Here is a 14819-nt window from a genome sequence, read left to right as displayed (position 1 = left end):
CGGCCCCCACCGCCCTGACCTCGCACCGCTCAGGCGGCCCGCCGCTTCAACTTGCGCCGCTCCCGCTCGGAGAGCCCACCCCAGATGCCGAACCGCTCGTCGTGACCGAGAGCGTATTCGAGGCATTCCGTCTTGACCTCGCACCGCGAGCAGATTCGCTTCGCCTCGCGGGTTGAGCCGCCCTTCTCGGGGAAGAACGCTTCCGGGTCGGTCTGCGAGCACAACGCCCGCTCCTGCCACTCCGGCGCGTTTCCGAGCAGGTCGGCCACCTCAAGCTGGCCGTCCATAAAATGCCTCCTTGTCGCGCACCGGCGTCATCGCCGCTGCAACCCCCCACGCGAAAGGCGTGCTTGTCCGTCCGGTCCCGTTTTGTTGCGTTCCGTGCGAACAACCCCATTCAAATTACACGCGTGTAATGCGTGCGCCGTCAAGCCAAACTTGATAATGGAGTCGCTCTCCCGACACCCCCGGCCGGCCACTCGGGCCGTCCAGCCTCGCAACCTGCCCTATCGATTCAGACCCCGGCCGAGTAACGCCCTCTCCGGCGAGTTGCCCGACTTTTCTGCCGTGGCGCTCCCCCGACGAGTCGCCGCCGGGACGACGTCAGACACCCCCACCCCCAAAGCTGATCTTGGTGGGGGACAGGTTAACGCGGCGCGGCGCAGACCGCCCGTCGAGTTGGGGACAGCACGTGCGCCCCGCCCACAATGTGGGCGGGGCGCGGTGCGGAACCGGTGCCGGACGGTCAGCTGGCGGCCCCGAAACCGCTGGTGGGCCAGACGAATTCGGCTATCCCTCCACCGTGGACAGAAACCGATCCCACTGGCGTACTCTCGTCCCACCAGACGGTATAGATCCCGCCGGGCAGGTCCGGATAGACCGCACTGTGGAACGAGCCGTCCTGCACCCGGCGCTCGCGCACGGCGGAGTGGACCCGCCGATCATCGTCCCGGCTGATCTCGATCTCCCGGCCGTGCAGGTCCCGGCCCGTGTAGACGATCAGGGCACCGGTGTCGCCGCCCAGATCGAGGACGACGCTCCCCGTCTCCGACGGTCCGTACGCGTGCTCGTGCATCCCTTCCCCCTGCCGAGTCAGGACGCGGCCGGCGGGTTGTTGAACCCGTCGTACGGCGTACCCAGGTAGGGGAAGTTTCCGAGGAACGGCGCTGTCACGTCGGCGGCGCTGAGGCCGGGGGTGACCGCGGCGGCCGCCGCGTCGGGGCGGAACGTCTTGTCCACCAGCGGCACTGTCACCCCGGCGATCGCCCGCAGCGCGATGCTGACCACGTCGTCGCCGACCCGCCGCCCGTTCGGGAACCCGGCCAGGTCACCACCGAGCACCCCGAACCGGTCCGGCTGCCGGGTCGGCGGGATCGCGGTGTTCAGCCGCAGCATGTCGGCCTGCACGTCGCCGGTGGCGTTTGTGAAACCGTCGATCAGACCGGCGGGTACGCCGGTGAGCAGGATCGCCACCAGGTCGGCGCGGGCCTTCTTCGCCTTGGTGAGCTTGTCCAGATTCGGGAAGACGTCCGGGTACAGCGCCGGCAGCAGAGCGGCCAACTCCGGCTGCTCCACGAACCGTGCGAACCGCTTGTCCTCCGACGGTGGCAGCGAGTTCCACAGGTCCTTCTTGGACATCGGCACGATGACCTCGTTGAACAACGGATTGCCCAGCCGGGAGACCTGCGTGAACGGCCCGGTCGCGGTGTCCGCGCCGCCCCGGTCGCCGAGTACCCGCACCTGCCGGCGCGACGCCGACGTCCACACCCCGATCACCGACGCCGGGTCGCCGGCGCCGTAGCGGTTGGCGCGGCGGCGCACCTGCTTCAGCGGCACCTGCACGGCGATGCTGTGCACGTTCATCCGGTCGGTGGCGTTGACCGGCTCCCCCTCGGCCTTGAAGATCTTCTTGCCGGCGACGTGCAGCTGCTGGAACGGCCGCAACGTGCCGAGGTCGAAGATCGCGCCCAGGTCGACGAAGAAGCCGTCCGCGCGCTGGCCGGCGAAGACCCGCTCTCCGGTGGACAGCGAGTAGGTCGCCTGCCGCACCAGCTCGGCGTACTTCGGGGTGGACAGCGGGCCGACGTTGCACGGCGGGCAGGGCAGCTTGTGTGCCAACCGGTGCTCCCGGCCGTCGGCCACCCGGGTCAGGCTGTAGAACTGCCGTCGGTTCCAGTTCTTGCTGTCAAGCGACTCGATCGTGCCGGTGTTGTAGAGAAAGCTGTTCGGATTGGTGATCTCGGTGGTGAACTCGAACCGGTAGGTGACATCCGGACGACCGTCGCCGTCGTTGTCGATATGGATCTCGTAGCGCACGTCGTCACCGAACTCGAAGAAGTTCGGCCCCCCGGAGGGCAGCTGCAACGGAACGTAGTTGGCGATCAACGTCACGGTGTCGGGCTTGTCGGGGCTGACGAACGCGTACAGGTCGGAGCTGTCGGCGACCGGATCCTTGGCTATCTCCGGGGCCTCGCGATGGGAAGACATGGCGGACCAACCTCACTGGGCGGGGACAGGATGGCAGTGCGGAGTGCCGGGTCAGCGCCGGGCGGCGCGCCGCAGCCGGTCCGCCAGGCCGCGGTCGCGTACCTCGATCCGCGTCTCACCGACGAAGACGTCCATCGTTCCGGATCTGGCATCGCGCAGATGCACGACGATCGGTTCGTCGGCACGTCCGGCCGCGCCGGGGGCGTTCTGCGCGGCCGACAGGCCCGGCACGGTGAGCGCGGCGGCGCCGAGAGTGGCGCTGGCCGCGGCGGTCAGTGTCTGCCGGCGGGTCAGTCGCGGCCACTGCCGCTTCCGCTGATCACTGGTCATGGGCAACCTTTCCGGCGGCGGCGCGAACGCGCCCGCGGGGACGGGACGGGTCCGACGCCGTCCATCGACGCCGCCGGGCCCCTGAAGGGACACCGGCGGTGGTCCTGGCCGCGACCGCCGCCGGCATCGCGTGGTACGGCCGGCGGCGGGGAAAGGTTCGACGTCAGGGTCGGGCGTGACCGTACGCAGTCGACCGCTTGCGCGCCGGCCGTCCGGCGGCCTCGGCGATGGCCCGCAACTGCTCCTCGGTACGCGCCGACCCGTTGTCGGAGCCGGCCATCCGGGAGATGGTCTCCTCCATCAGCGTGCCGCCCAGGTCGTTGCACCCACCCTGGAGCATCACCACGGTGCCCTCGTCGCCGAGCTTCACCCAGGAGCACTGGATGTTGTCGATGCGACCGTGTAGCAGCAGCCGGGACATCGCGTGCACCACCCGGTTCTCCCGCCACGTCGGTCCGGGGCGGGCGATGCCGGCCAGGTAGATCGGGGCGTTGGTGTGCACGAACGGCAGGGCCACGAACTCGGTGAACCCGCCGGTGCGGTCCTGCACCCCGGCCAGCACCCGGAAGTGCGCCAGCCACTGCCCGGGGTGGTCGACGTGGCCGTACATCATCGTGGAGCTGGACCGGATGCCCAGCTCGTGGGCGGTGCTGACCACGTCGACCCAGGCGGCGGCCGGGAGCTTGCCCTTTGTCAGCACCCAGCGCACGTCGTCGTCGAGGATCTCCGCGGCGGTGCCGGGGATGGTGTCCAGCCCGGCCTCGCGCAGCTGCGTCAACCACTCGCGCACCGGCACGCCCGCCTTCGCGGCGGCGGTGACGATCTCCATGGGCGAGAACGCGTGCACGTGCATCTCCGGCACCCGGGCCTTGATCGCGCGCACGATGTCGGCGTACCCGGTGACCGGCATCTTCGGGTCGATGCCGCCCTGGAGGCAGACCTCGCTGGCACCGACGGCCCACGCCTGCTCGGCCCGGTCGGCGACCTGGTCGACGGAGAGCCGGTACGCGTCGGCGTCCCGCTCACGCTGGGCGAAGGCGCAGAACCGGCAGCCCACGTAGCAGACGTTGCTGAAGTTGATGTTGCGGTTGACCACGTAGGTGACGTCGTCGCCGACGGCGTCGCGGCGGACGTCGTCGGCGAGCCGGCACAACGCGTCGAGCGCCGGCCCGTCCGCGCCGAACAGCGCCAGCGCGGCGTCGGTGTGCCGGGGATCGAGCAGCGCCGCCGGGTCGTCGGCGGCCAACCGCAACCCGGCCGCCAGGTCACGGTCCGCGCCACTCCCGGCCGGCACCGGGGGTACGCCCGCTCGGCGCGCCGCCGCCTCGGGGGTGACCTTGCCGGCGACCTCGGACCAGTCGCCGTAGACGCTGTCGAAGTCGCCGCGCCGGTCGTCGGTCCGGCCGGTGGTGTCGATCGTGGCGTGCAGGTCGATGCGCCCGCCGAACACCTCCTCCGGCTCCTGCCAGGGACGACCCTGCGGCCGGGCCGACTCGACCGCCATGCCGGAACTCGGATCGGCCAGGGCGTTGACATGCGGCAGCAGCCGCGGGTCGAGCCACGGGTCGCCGGCGCGCACGTACTCCGGGTAGATGGTCAGCCGCTCCCGCAGTGTGAACCCGGCCAGCTCGGTGTGCCGGGCCAACTCCTCGATCTGCGGCCACGGGCGTTCCGGGTTGACGTGGTCCGGGGTGAGTGGCGAGACACCGCCCCAGTCGTCGATCCCGGCGCGCAGCAGCAGCTCGTACTCGCCGGCGATGAGGTTCGGCGGGGCCTGGATCCGGGCCTTCGGGCCGAGCAGCAGCCGAGCCACCGCCACCGTGGCGGCCAGGTCGTGCAGCTCCGCGTCGGGCATGCCGCGCATGGCCGTGTCCGGCTTGGCGCGGAAGTTCTGCACGATCACCTCCTGGAGGTGGCCGTACTCGCGGTGGGCGCGGCGGATCGCGAAGAGCGCGTCCACCCGCTCGGCCGGCGTCTCGCCGATGCCGATCAGGATGCCGGTGGTGAAGGGCACCCCGACCCGGCCGGCGTCGTCGAGCACGCGTAGCCGGACCGCCGGCTCCTTGTCCGGTGAGCCGTAGTGCGGGCCGCCCGGCTCGGACCAGAGCCGGGTAGCGGTGGTCTCCAGCATCATGCCCATGCTCGGGGCCACCGGCTTGAGCCGTTGCAGCTCAGACCAGGACAGCACGCCGGGGTTGAGGTGCGGCAGCAGGCCCGTCTCCTCCAGCACGGCCACCGCGCAGGCCCGCAGGTAGTCCAGTGTGGAGTCGTAGCCGCGCTCGTCGAGCCAGCTCCGAGCCGCCGGCCAGCGCTCCTCCGGCCGGTCACCGAGCGTGAAGAGGGCCTCCTTGCAGCCCTGTGCGGCACCGGCGCGCGCGATGGCCAGCACCTCGTCGCGGTCCAGGAACGGCGCCGGCAGCCGGTGCGGCACCGTGGCGAACGTGCAGTAGTGGCAGCGGTCCCGGCAGAGCCGGGTCAACGGGATGAAAACCTTCTTCGAGTACGTGACCACACCCGGCCGCCCGGCGTCCCGCAGCCCGGCGTCGCGGATCCCACCGGCGATCCGGAGCAGATCGTCGAGGGCGTCACCACGGGCGGAGAGCAGCGCGGTCGCCTCGTCGACATCCAGCGCCCGCCCGGTCGCGGCCCGGCCCAGGGCCCGCCGCACGCTAGCGTCACTCGGGCCAGATTGGGTGCGATCAACCATCCGCTCAGCCTATGCGCAGCGCCAGCCCGCCCCGCCAGTCCCAGCCCGCACCGTGAGAAACGGCCCACCTGGTTCGCACCGACGGGGTACCCGTACCGGCGATCTCGCTGCGGCCAGCCACCAGCGATCGGGCTGCGCCAGCCACCGGCGATCCGGCAGCGCCAGCCACCGGCGATCCGGCAGCGCCAGCCACCAGCGATCCGGCAGCGCTGTGATCAAGTGATGAAAAGTAGGTGCCAGGAGCGCTGTCGACCTACTTCTCATCACCTGATCATGGAGTCATCCAGGAGGACGACTCAGCGGGGCTGGTCGGGGTGCTCGCCGGGCTTGATGTACTGGGTACGGTCGTCGTCCGGTTCGGCGGGGCGGGTGATGGCCTGCGTCGGGTCAGCCGCAGCCAGGTCGGCGGGGCGGGTGATGGCCTGCGTCGGGTCAGCCGCGGCCGAGTCGGCGGACTGGCGCGGAATCGTCTGCGTGGGATCGGCCGAAGACGGCTGCCCGAACGGCGGCGCAGCCGGGGACGGCGGCGCGGAGTTGACCGGCGGAGCGGACTGCGGGAACGGCGGGGCCGACTGCGGCGCGGCCTGCGGGTGCGGCGGGGCCGACTGCGGGGCCTGGAACGGCGGCGACGGCTGGGCGTACGGGCCGGCGAACTGACCCGGCGGGTACCCGCCCGGCTGGCCGGGAGCCGGCCACCCGCCCTGCGGCTGACCACCGGGCTGCCCCGGGGTAGGCCAGCCACCCTGCTGCTGCGGCCAGCCCGGCTGCGGTTGGCCGTAGACACCCGGCTGAGGCTTGGGCCGCGGCACGTAGTAGTGGGCACGCCAGATGGTGTAGACGACCCAGGCGGCGACCGCGAAGATCATCATCCAGGCGAACTGGGTGAGCACACCGAGGAGCGCGTCGAGCACCTCGGTATCGGCCAGCTGACCCACCGTCCAGATCAGCAGGGTCAGCGTGCCGAACACGGCGCTGACCCCGTACTCACCGAGGGCCACCTGTGTGATCAGCTTGGCCTTCGGCACCACCGGCGAGATGTGCGTGGCCAGCAGCACGGCCAGCAGCGGGAGGCCCACCGCCTCCACCCCCACGAACGTGCCGAAGGCGTCGCCCGCACGATCGGTGAAGGAGCCGTCCGGGTCGATCAGCCGGAGCAGGCCCACGAAGAGGAACACGGCGTTGGCGCCGAGCAACGCGAGCGCGGCGAGTTCGCGTAGTGGCTTGGTCAGCTGACGGGCCTGCGCCGCGTCGGCGGACGCGGGCTCGGCGGGGCTGGTCACGAACTCCCCCTCGGGGCATGAGCGGACAGGGCGCACGTGAGCCTAGTCTGCTTCCTTGTCACCGCTCATTTCTGAGCGCTTCGGATGATTCGCTCTCCGCCCGGCGGACCGGGCTGGAGTCCGGGAGCGGCAGTCTGCTCCGGTGGCGATCGGCTCGCGCCTGCACGATCTGCTTCACCACGAGGTGCGGGGTGTGCAGGGTGATGTCGGGATCACCATGTCGTCGCAGGACGTTGATCGCGGCGTTCACGTCGGCCTGCCACACCACCCCGCACGAGGTGCAGTGAAGCCGGTCCCCGGCGCGGCGGCCGAGGCAGCCGCAGCGGTGACAGACTTGTGAGGTGTAGGCGGCATTGACGTGCACGAGCGCAGAACCTCTGCGCTCCGACACATTCTTCAGCGCCCGCGCGGTGACTCCCTTGGTCCACGCGGCGAGACGCCGATTAGTGTTCCTGCCGAGCGATTTGCGCCCGGTGAACGTCTTGGTCAGGTCTTCGGCCACCACGACGGCAGCCTTGTCCACCACCTGGTGCACGGCGGTGAAGATCTCCGTGCGCACCCGCGCCTGGTGACAACCGGCCTGCCGGTCACGCTTGATCGCGCCCAGGTTGTTGCGGGCAATCCGGTCAGCTTTGGCGTGGTTGCCACGCCGGGCGGCGGTGTTGGCGACTGACCGCAATTTCGCACGGTGGCGGTTCCGTTCCTTGAGGCGATCGGACTCTGTGGTCAACAGGCGACCAAGACCTTCGCCGTGGTAGTTGCCGTCGGAGTCGGTCAGCGCCTCCGTGTAGCCCTTGTCCACGCCGATTGTCGCCTCACCGCACGGCCGCTGCGATGTCTTCATCGTGGCGGCGTCGATCTGATAGTGGATCTCCACCGGGTCGCCGCGCAGGATCAGCCGCAAGGTGCCCGTTGGGGCGACGATGGTGTTCAGCGGGATGCGGACCAGTTGCCGTCGCACGAGGCCGGGTACGGCGAGCCACAACCGCCCATGCGCGTCGACACGCGTGTTGTGCTGGTCGGCGCGCACCACGATCTGATTGCGGGTGCGATTGTGGCCCCGCCGCCAGCGCAAGCGCATCAACCGCGACAGATACGGGTCCTGGCCCCACCGATCAGCTTTGAGTAGACCGAACAGCCGCCTACGCTCGGCAGGGTCGCTGGTATGGCGTCGGATGGCTTCGCGCGCCGGCACCTTCGCGGCTTCGCAGGTCGCCGTGATGTCGGCCATCGCGTCGCGGACGGTCTCCTTCCACGGGGTGGCCAGCACCCCGAACTGGCGGTGGGTGCCTTCCGCCAGCCAGCGGTCGCGGACCTGCCGGTCGGTGAGCCAAGCACCGCCAACCGAGGCGTAGCGCTGCCACACCTCGGAGCGCACCCGCCCCAGCCGCCGAGCCTGCTCAGCGAGCGCGGCGTACTTGCCTGCGTTGAGCCGGTGTGAGTAGGCGATCCGGGTCGTCTTCACGCCAGATCCTCGGTCAGGTCCGCTGACGTGAACTGCTTCTCGTAGCGGCGTAGTCGACCGCCCACTCGGTTGGCGAACTCCCTGATCCGGTAAACGCTACTCATTACGCCTATTTGTAGCCACTTCCAGTCAATCAATCAACCCTGGAGTCACTGCTCCAGGGGCACCGACGGACCGGAGGCGTCACGTGCGCGAGGATGGTCGTCATGCACATCGTGGTTCTGACCGGCGGCATCGGCGGCGCCCGGTTCCTGCTCGGCGTCCGGGCGTACGCCCGCGAGGTCGGCGCGGAGGTGACCGCCGTGGTCAACGTCGGCGACGACCTGTGGCTGCACGGGTTGAAGATCTGCCCCGACCTGGACAGCGTCATGTACACGCTCGGCGGCGGCGCGGACCCGGAGCGGGGCTGGGGTCGGGTCGGCGAGAGCTGGACGGTCAAGGGCGAGTTGGCCGCGTACGGGGCACAGCCGGACTGGTTCGGCCTCGGCGACAAGGACATCGCCACCCACCTGGTACGCACCACCATGCTCAACGGCGGTTACCCGTTGAGCGCTGTCACCGAGGCGCTGTCCACCCGCTGGCAGCCGGGCGTACGCCTGCTGCCGGCGACCGACGACCGCCTGGAGACCCACGCGGTGGTGGAGGACGAGCAGGGTCAGCGGGCGATCCACTTCCAGGAGTGGTGGGTACGGCACCGGGCCGACATCCGCACCCACCGCTTCGTCTTCGTCGGTGCGGAGACGGCGAAGCCGGCACCCGGGGTACTGGACGCGATCGGCTCCGCCGACCTGGTGCTTGTCGCTCCCAGCAACCCGGTGGTGAGCGTCGCACCGGTGCTGGCCGTACCGGGGCTGCGGGAGGCGGTGGCGGACGGCCCGGCGCCGGTGGTTGGCGTCGCACCGATCATCGGGGGCGCTCCGGTGCGGGGGATGGCCGACCGCTGCCTCGCCGTGCTGGGTGTCGAGTGCAGCGCCGCCGGGGTGGGCCGCCTCTACGGGGGCCGGTCGGACGGCGGCGGCCTGCTGGATGGCTGGTTGGTGGCCGAGGAGGACGCTGGCACGGTGGTGCCGGGGGTGACGGTCCGCGCGATGCCGCTGCGGATGACCGACGAGGCGGCGACGGCGGCCATGGTCCGCGCCGCGGTGGAGTTGACGTGAGGCTGGAGATCCTGCCGGTGCTCGGCATCGGCCACGTGACCGAGGGTGACGACCTGGCGGCGATGATCGCGACCGCGGCGCCGTGGCTGCGTAACGGGGACGTGCTGGTGGTGACCAGCAAGATCGTCTCCAAGTCGGAGGGGCGGCTGGTCGACGTCCCGGCGGACGGGCCCGAGCGGCTGGCCGCACGGGACGAGATCCTGGCCGGGGAAACCGCCCGGGTGGTCGCCAGTCGGGGGCCGACCCGGATCGTGCAGACCCATCACGGTTTCGTGATGGCCTCCGCGGGGATCGACGCGTCGAACGTGGACAAGACCCAGCTGGTGCTGCTGCCGGTCGACCCGGACGCGTCGGCGCGGGCGCTCCGCGACGCGCTGCGAGAGCGCTACGACCTGGACGTGGCCGTGATCATCAGCGACACCATGGGCCGACCCTGGCGCAACGGGCTCACCGACGTGGCGCTGGGCGTGGCCGGGATGCCGGCCATCCGCGACCACCGGGGCGAGGTGGATCCGTACGGCAACGAGCTTCAGCTGACCCAGATGGCCGTGGTGGACGAGCTGGCCGCCGCCGGTGAGCTGATCAAGGGCAAGTGCGATCAGGTCCCCGTCGCGGTCGTGCGCGGCTACCTCGCCGCCACCACCGCGGGCGACGCCGGTGGCGCGCGGGCGCTGATCCGCGACGCGGCACAGGACCTCTTCGCGCTCGGCACCGCCGAAGCCCGCGCCGCCGGGCTCGCCGACGCCGCCACCCTGGCCGATGGCCCCGGCCCCACGCCGGCCGACCTGACCGCGGTGCGACGGGCGATCGACGCGGTCGCCGGGGTGGTCGCCCCCGGCACGGTCTTCACCCTGGTCGACGAGGCCGAGGTACGCGCCGGGCTGGTCGCCGAGATGCCCGGATGGCCGGACGGGGCCACCCTGGTGCTCGGCTCGGCCCCCACACCCGTCGACCCGATCGGCCTGGTTCGCTTCGGCGCCGACCTGCACCGACTGCGCGTCGCCCTGGCTGCCCAGGGCGTCGGGTCGACACTGTTACCGCCGCCGCCCGGCAGCCCGGCGAGCGCTGCGCTCGCGCTGTGAGGGACGGCCGGGCCACCCGCCCGGCACACGCCGCGCTCGCGCGGTGAGAGACGGCCGGGCCACCCGCCCGGCACACGCCGCGCTCGCGCGGTGAGAGACGGCCGGGCCATCCACCCGGCACACGCCGCGCTCGCGCGGTGAGAGACGGCCGGGCCATCCACCCGGCACACGCCGCGCTCGCGCGGTGAGAGACGGCCGGGCCATCCGCCCGGCACACGCCGCGCTCGCGCGGTGACCGGTGGCGGGTCAGGCGTCCAGCATGGCCCGGCCGAGCGGGGTCAACGTGTGCAGCACGCTGTTGCGGTCCCGGTGGCTGACCAGCAGGCCGGCGTTGCGCAGCACCGTGGCGTGCTGGCTCGCCGCCGCCGGTGAGATGTTGAGTCGGCGGGCGACCTCGCCGGTGGTGCAGCCCTCGTCGCTGGCCTGCAACACCGCCGCTCTGGTGCGGCCGAGCAGCGCGGCGAGTGAGTCGCGGGCGGCAGCGGACCGGGCCGCCCCGGTGCCGTCGACCGACGCCAGCCCGCCCAGCCGGTCCACCCGGTAGACCAGCACCGGCGGCAGGGCCGGATCGAGCAGGGCGACCGGCGTGTCCGCACAGAAGAAGGACGGCACCAGCAGCAGCCCTCGACCGTCCAGGTGCAGCTCCCGGCTGTGTGGGTAGTTGCGGACCTCAAGCACCCCACCGTCCCAGCGCATGGCCGGCCGGAGGCTGGTGAGCAGGCTCTCGACACCACCGTCGAGCAGCGCCCTGGCCCGGTGCGCCCGGTCCGCCGCGACCGCCGACTGGATCCGGCTCCAGTACGGATTGATCGCCAACGACCGGTACTGGACCATCGAATCGGCGAGGTGGTGCAGCACCGCCACCTCACCCCGGGCCAGCGCGGCTGCCGAGGGCGGCAACTGGTTCTCGGCGGCGAGCACGCTCAGGTCTCGTTGCAGCATCCCGGTCGGGGTGCTGCGGAGCGCGTCCAACCCGGCCTCGAAGCCGTCGACGCTGGCATACGGGGTGAGGAAGTCCGGGAAGTAGCCGCGCGGCGGGCTCAACGCGAAGAGCAACCGGAGCTGCTCGGAGGCGACGTCCTGACGCAGCCCCTGGGACACGGTGCGCCGCCAGTTCGCCGTCAACGGGTCGCGGTTGCGGCTCTGCAACGCGTGCAGGCTGAGGACCAGCTCCCAGACCGGGTCCGCCGCCGGCGCCACCCGGGTCCGGAGGATGTCCTCCCCGGAAAAGTGGATCTTCAGCATGGAGCGCTCCAGTGTCGCCAGCAGGGGGATGCCGGGTGACCGTTCGACTCTACCTGGCCGGCACTAATCTCCATCTTTAAGCCTGGACTGAAAAACCTCGACGTCGGCGGAGCGGTTCGACATGCTTCCAGTGCCCGAACAGGGTGCCGGTGCGTCCTTGAAGCCCCGGTGCCAGGGCACCGGGTCTGGGGAGGCCCCGGTGATCGGGCGGCACCACGAGGGTCTGCGGCCCTTGCTCCGCAGAGGTGCCGTCCGGTCATCCCGCCCTCAGCATCACCCGCTCGGCTCAACCAACCCAGAGCGCGACCCGGTGATCCTCGTCCGTGACGTAGAACGGTCGCCCGTCCAGCTCGGCCAGCCCTTCCACGTGGTGGAACGGCGCCAGGTCCAGCACCGGCTCACCGACCAGCCGGCACACGTCGTCCGACCCGGCGGCCGGGAGTCGGAAACGGACGTGCCGAGACGTGACGTCACCGCCGCCCGGATGGTCGTCGAGCAGCACCGAGCCCTTGCCCAGCGCGTCGATCGAGCCGATCACCGCCGCGTACCCGCCGTCCGACGTCGGGGTGATCGCACGGAAGCCGGTCAGCTTCCCCGGCGGGGTGACCCCAGTCAACGCGTACGCGCGCAACGCCACCGGCCACGCCGGCTCCGCCGCGAACATGCCCGGCACACCGGCCACCTCCACCAGGATCGGCTCACCGGCGTCCGTCACCGGGAACCGCAGCCCGAGCAGCACCGTCCCGCCCGGGGTGAAGGCGGCTGCCTCCACGTTCAACGGCAGGTCGTCCGGGGCCAGCCGGCTCACCCAGCGCTTCTCCCGGGCGGTCCCCCGCGCCAGCGTCTCCACGATGAACCGCTCCCGCACCCGTTCCCCCGGTGGCAACACTGTCAACGGCGACCCGGCGAGGGCGTCGTTCACCGCCCGGTGCAGCCGGAACGAATTGCGCACCACGTGCACCGGTAGCGGCCCGGCCGCCGCGTCGTCCTCCCGGAAACGGGCCACGAAGGCGCGCCGGGGCCGCAGCGGGCCAGCCTTCGAGCCGAAGTGGGAGCCGAAGACGTACACCCAGCCGTCGTGATGGGCGAGCGCCTCGCCATCCTCGGTCCGCCCGTTCTCCACACCGGCGTCCGCCAGCACGTGCCGGGCCGTCCACTCGCCGTCGTCCCGCTCCAGCAGCAACGCCAGGCAGAGCTCCACCGGCCCCTCGTCCAGCACCGTCCAGAAGCCCCGCCGGGCGCCGTACGCGCGCAGCAGCGCCATCGACCGCACCGGCAGCAGATCGCTGGCCTCGTTGCCGGCCACCACGAATTCGACGAGTCGCAGGGTCACCGAGCCAGCGTACGGAGCACCCGCTCGTACAGTGGTGGGGTGTCCGACACCTCGATCACCGCCCAGCCGACCGACCCCGAGGCGTACGCGTCGCTGCACGCCGACGCCACCGCGCTGCTCGAAGGCTGGCAGCCGACCAGCCCGGCCGCCTCCACCGCGCGGGACCAGACCCTCGCCCTGCTCGCGGCCGGGCCGATCGCGATGAGCCGGCAACACCGCCCCGGGCACATCACCGCGAGCACGCTGGTGCTGGACGCCACCGGCGCACGGGTGTTGCTCTGTCTGCACGTCAAGTTCGGTCGTTGGGTGCAGCTCGGCGGGCACTGCGAGCCGGTCGACCAGACCCTGGTGGCCGCCGCGCTTCGCGAGGCCACCGAGGAGTCCGGGATCGCCGGCCTGCGCATCGACCCGGTGCCGATCGATGTCGACGTGCACGAGGTGCTCTGCCAGGGCGGCTCACGCCACTACGACGTCCGGTTCGTCGTGGTCGCGCCGCCCGGCGCGGTGGAGCAGGTCAGCGACGAGGCCGAGGAGTTGGGCTGGTTTCCGCCGGACCAGCTGCCCGAACCGCTGGCCGGCGGGACCGTGCAACTGGTCGCGCCGGCTCTCGCGGCCCTCAGACGTAGCCCTCTTCGCCGCGCGCCTTGAGCTCGTCGACAAGGGCCTTGACGCCCTGGGCCTGGTCGCGCGGGCAGACCAGCACCGCGTCCGGGGTGTCCACCACGATCAGGTCGCGCAGCCCGAGGACAGCCACCAACCGACCGGACTGCGGCACCACCACCAGGTTGGCGCTGTCCCGCAGGAGCACCCCGGGCTTGGCGTCGGTGCCGAGCACCACGTTGCCCGCCTCGTCGGCCGGCAGCACCTCACCCAGGGTGTGGAAGTCGCCGACGTCGTTCCAACCGAAGTCGCCCTGCACTGTCGCGACCCGACCCGCGGTGGCCGCGCCCTCCATCACCGCGTAGTCGACGGAGATCTTCGGCAGGGTCGGCCAGATCGCGCCGAGCACCTCGTCCTGCTCGGGGGTGCCCCAGGCGGCGGCGATCGAGGCGACGCCGGCGTGCAACGCCGGCTGCTGGCGGGCCAGCTCGGCAAGGAAGACATCCACCCGCCACACGAACATGCTCGCGTTCCACAGGTGTCGGCCGGACCGGACGTACGCCTCGGCGACCTCGGCGTCCGGCTTCTCCTTGAACTCGGTCACCGGCCGCCACGGAGCATCGTCGGTCTCCTCGCCGGTCTCCAGGTAGCCGTAGCCGGTCTCCGCGCGGGTCGGGGTGATCCCGACGGTCATCAGCATTCCCTGCTCGGCCCCCCGGACCGCCTCCTGCACCGTGTGGACCCAGCTGCCCGGGTCGCCGATCAGGTGGTCGGCCGCGAAGCTGCCCATCACCGCGTTCGGGTCGCGCGCCGCGATCACCGCGGCGGCCAGGGCGATCGCCGCGCAGGAGTCCCGGGGGGACGGCTCGACCAGGATGTTCTCCTCCGGCAGACCGGTCAGCTGCCGAGCCACCGCCGCGACGTGCGCGGCGCCGGTGACCACCAGGGTCCGATCCGGTGTGGTCAGCGGCGCGAGCCGCTCCACTGTCGCCTGGAGCAGCGAGGAACTGGTGCCGGTCAGCGGGTGGAGGAACTTGGGGTGGCCGGCGCGGGACAACGGCCACAACCTCGTGCCGCTGCCACCTGCCGGAATGACCGCATAAAGCATCCGCACATCATGCCCGACGCACCTG

Annotated in this window: 13 protein-coding genes; 3 read left to right on the top strand and 10 right to left on the bottom strand. The window is 71.6% G+C overall.

Annotated elements, in window-relative coordinates; genetic code table 11:
* Positions 1-29: 29 nt before the first annotated feature.
* From ABZU25_RS04235 to ABZU25_RS04205, 7 genes are all read right to left on the bottom strand, one after another.
* A complete protein-coding gene (locus ABZU25_RS04235) occupies positions 30-287 on the bottom strand; it encodes a WhiB family transcriptional regulator (protein ID WP_007455784.1) in 258 nt (85 codons plus the stop codon).
* Positions 288-745: 458 nt separating this feature from the next.
* Positions 746-1075, bottom strand: coding sequence for a phospholipase (locus tag ABZU25_RS04230; protein ID WP_355027868.1), 330 nt, complete (start codon positions 1073-1075; stop codon positions 746-748).
* Between the two features lie 17 nt (positions 1076-1092).
* On the bottom strand, positions 1093-2487 hold the full coding sequence (locus ABZU25_RS04225) for a DUF4331 domain-containing protein (RefSeq protein WP_355027867.1): 1395 nt from the start codon (positions 2485-2487) through the stop codon (positions 1093-1095).
* 51 nt (positions 2488-2538) lie between these two features.
* Positions 2539-2817 carry a hypothetical protein gene (locus ABZU25_RS04220; RefSeq protein ID WP_355027866.1) on the bottom strand — a complete coding sequence of 93 codons (279 nt, stop codon included), beginning with the start codon at positions 2815-2817 and terminating at the stop codon, positions 2539-2541.
* Positions 2818-2980: 163 nt separating this feature from the next.
* Complete coding sequence (locus ABZU25_RS04215; protein ID WP_355027865.1) at positions 2981-5524, bottom strand: bifunctional FO biosynthesis protein CofGH; 2544 nt, start codon at positions 5522-5524, stop codon at positions 2981-2983.
* Positions 5525-5820: 296 nt separating this feature from the next.
* A complete protein-coding gene (locus ABZU25_RS04210; RefSeq protein WP_355027864.1) occupies positions 5821-6804 on the bottom strand; it encodes a hypothetical protein in 984 nt (327 codons plus the stop codon).
* Between the two features lie 58 nt (positions 6805-6862).
* On the bottom strand, positions 6863-8269 hold the full coding sequence (locus ABZU25_RS04205; RefSeq protein ID WP_355027863.1) for a transposase: 1407 nt from the start codon (positions 8267-8269) through the stop codon (positions 6863-6865).
* 206 nt (positions 8270-8475) lie between these two features.
* Here ABZU25_RS04205 and cofD point away from each other — a divergent pair, with 206 nt between their 5' ends.
* Both cofD and ABZU25_RS04195 read left to right on the top strand, forming a co-directional pair.
* On the top strand, positions 8476-9426 hold the full coding sequence (cofD, locus tag ABZU25_RS04200; protein ID WP_355027862.1) for a 2-phospho-L-lactate transferase: 951 nt from the start codon (positions 8476-8478) through the stop codon (positions 9424-9426).
* The gene (locus ABZU25_RS04195) at positions 9423-10508 is read left to right on the top strand and encodes a coenzyme F420-0:L-glutamate ligase (protein WP_355027861.1); all 1086 of its coding nucleotides are present in this window, start codon (positions 9423-9425) and stop codon (positions 10506-10508) included. Before cofD ends, ABZU25_RS04195 begins: the two co-directional genes overlap by 4 nt.
* 246 nt (positions 10509-10754) lie before the next feature.
* On the opposite strand, the gene ABZU25_RS04190 is transcribed toward ABZU25_RS04195, so the two are convergent.
* Positions 10755-11753 carry a winged helix-turn-helix domain-containing protein gene (locus ABZU25_RS04190; RefSeq protein WP_355027860.1) on the bottom strand — a complete coding sequence of 333 codons (999 nt, stop codon included), beginning with the start codon at positions 11751-11753 and terminating at the stop codon, positions 10755-10757.
* Positions 11754-12039: 286 nt separating this feature from the next.
* Positions 12040-13086 carry a hypothetical protein gene (locus ABZU25_RS04185; protein ID WP_355027859.1) on the bottom strand — a complete coding sequence of 349 codons (1047 nt, stop codon included), beginning with the start codon at positions 13084-13086 and terminating at the stop codon, positions 12040-12042.
* A 39-nt stretch (positions 13087-13125) separates the two neighbouring features.
* Here ABZU25_RS04185 and ABZU25_RS04180 point away from each other — a divergent pair, with 39 nt between their 5' ends.
* On the top strand, positions 13126-13734 hold the full coding sequence (locus ABZU25_RS04180; protein WP_355027858.1) for an NUDIX hydrolase: 609 nt from the start codon (positions 13126-13128) through the stop codon (positions 13732-13734).
* Here ABZU25_RS04180 and ABZU25_RS04175 read toward each other — a convergent pair.
* Entirely contained in the window at positions 13703-14794 is a 1092-nt protein-coding gene (locus ABZU25_RS04175) for a sugar phosphate nucleotidyltransferase (RefSeq protein WP_355027857.1), read from the bottom strand. The two genes, ABZU25_RS04180 and ABZU25_RS04175, sit on opposite strands and share 32 nt — an antisense overlap.
* Positions 14795-14819: the final 25 nt, after the last annotated feature.

Origin of the sequence: Micromonospora sp. NPDC005215 (assembly GCF_040607915.1) — a bacterium.
Taxonomy (GTDB): Bacteria; Actinomycetota; Actinomycetes; order Mycobacteriales; family Micromonosporaceae; genus Micromonospora.
This window is presented reverse-complemented; position numbering and strand designations above follow the sequence as displayed.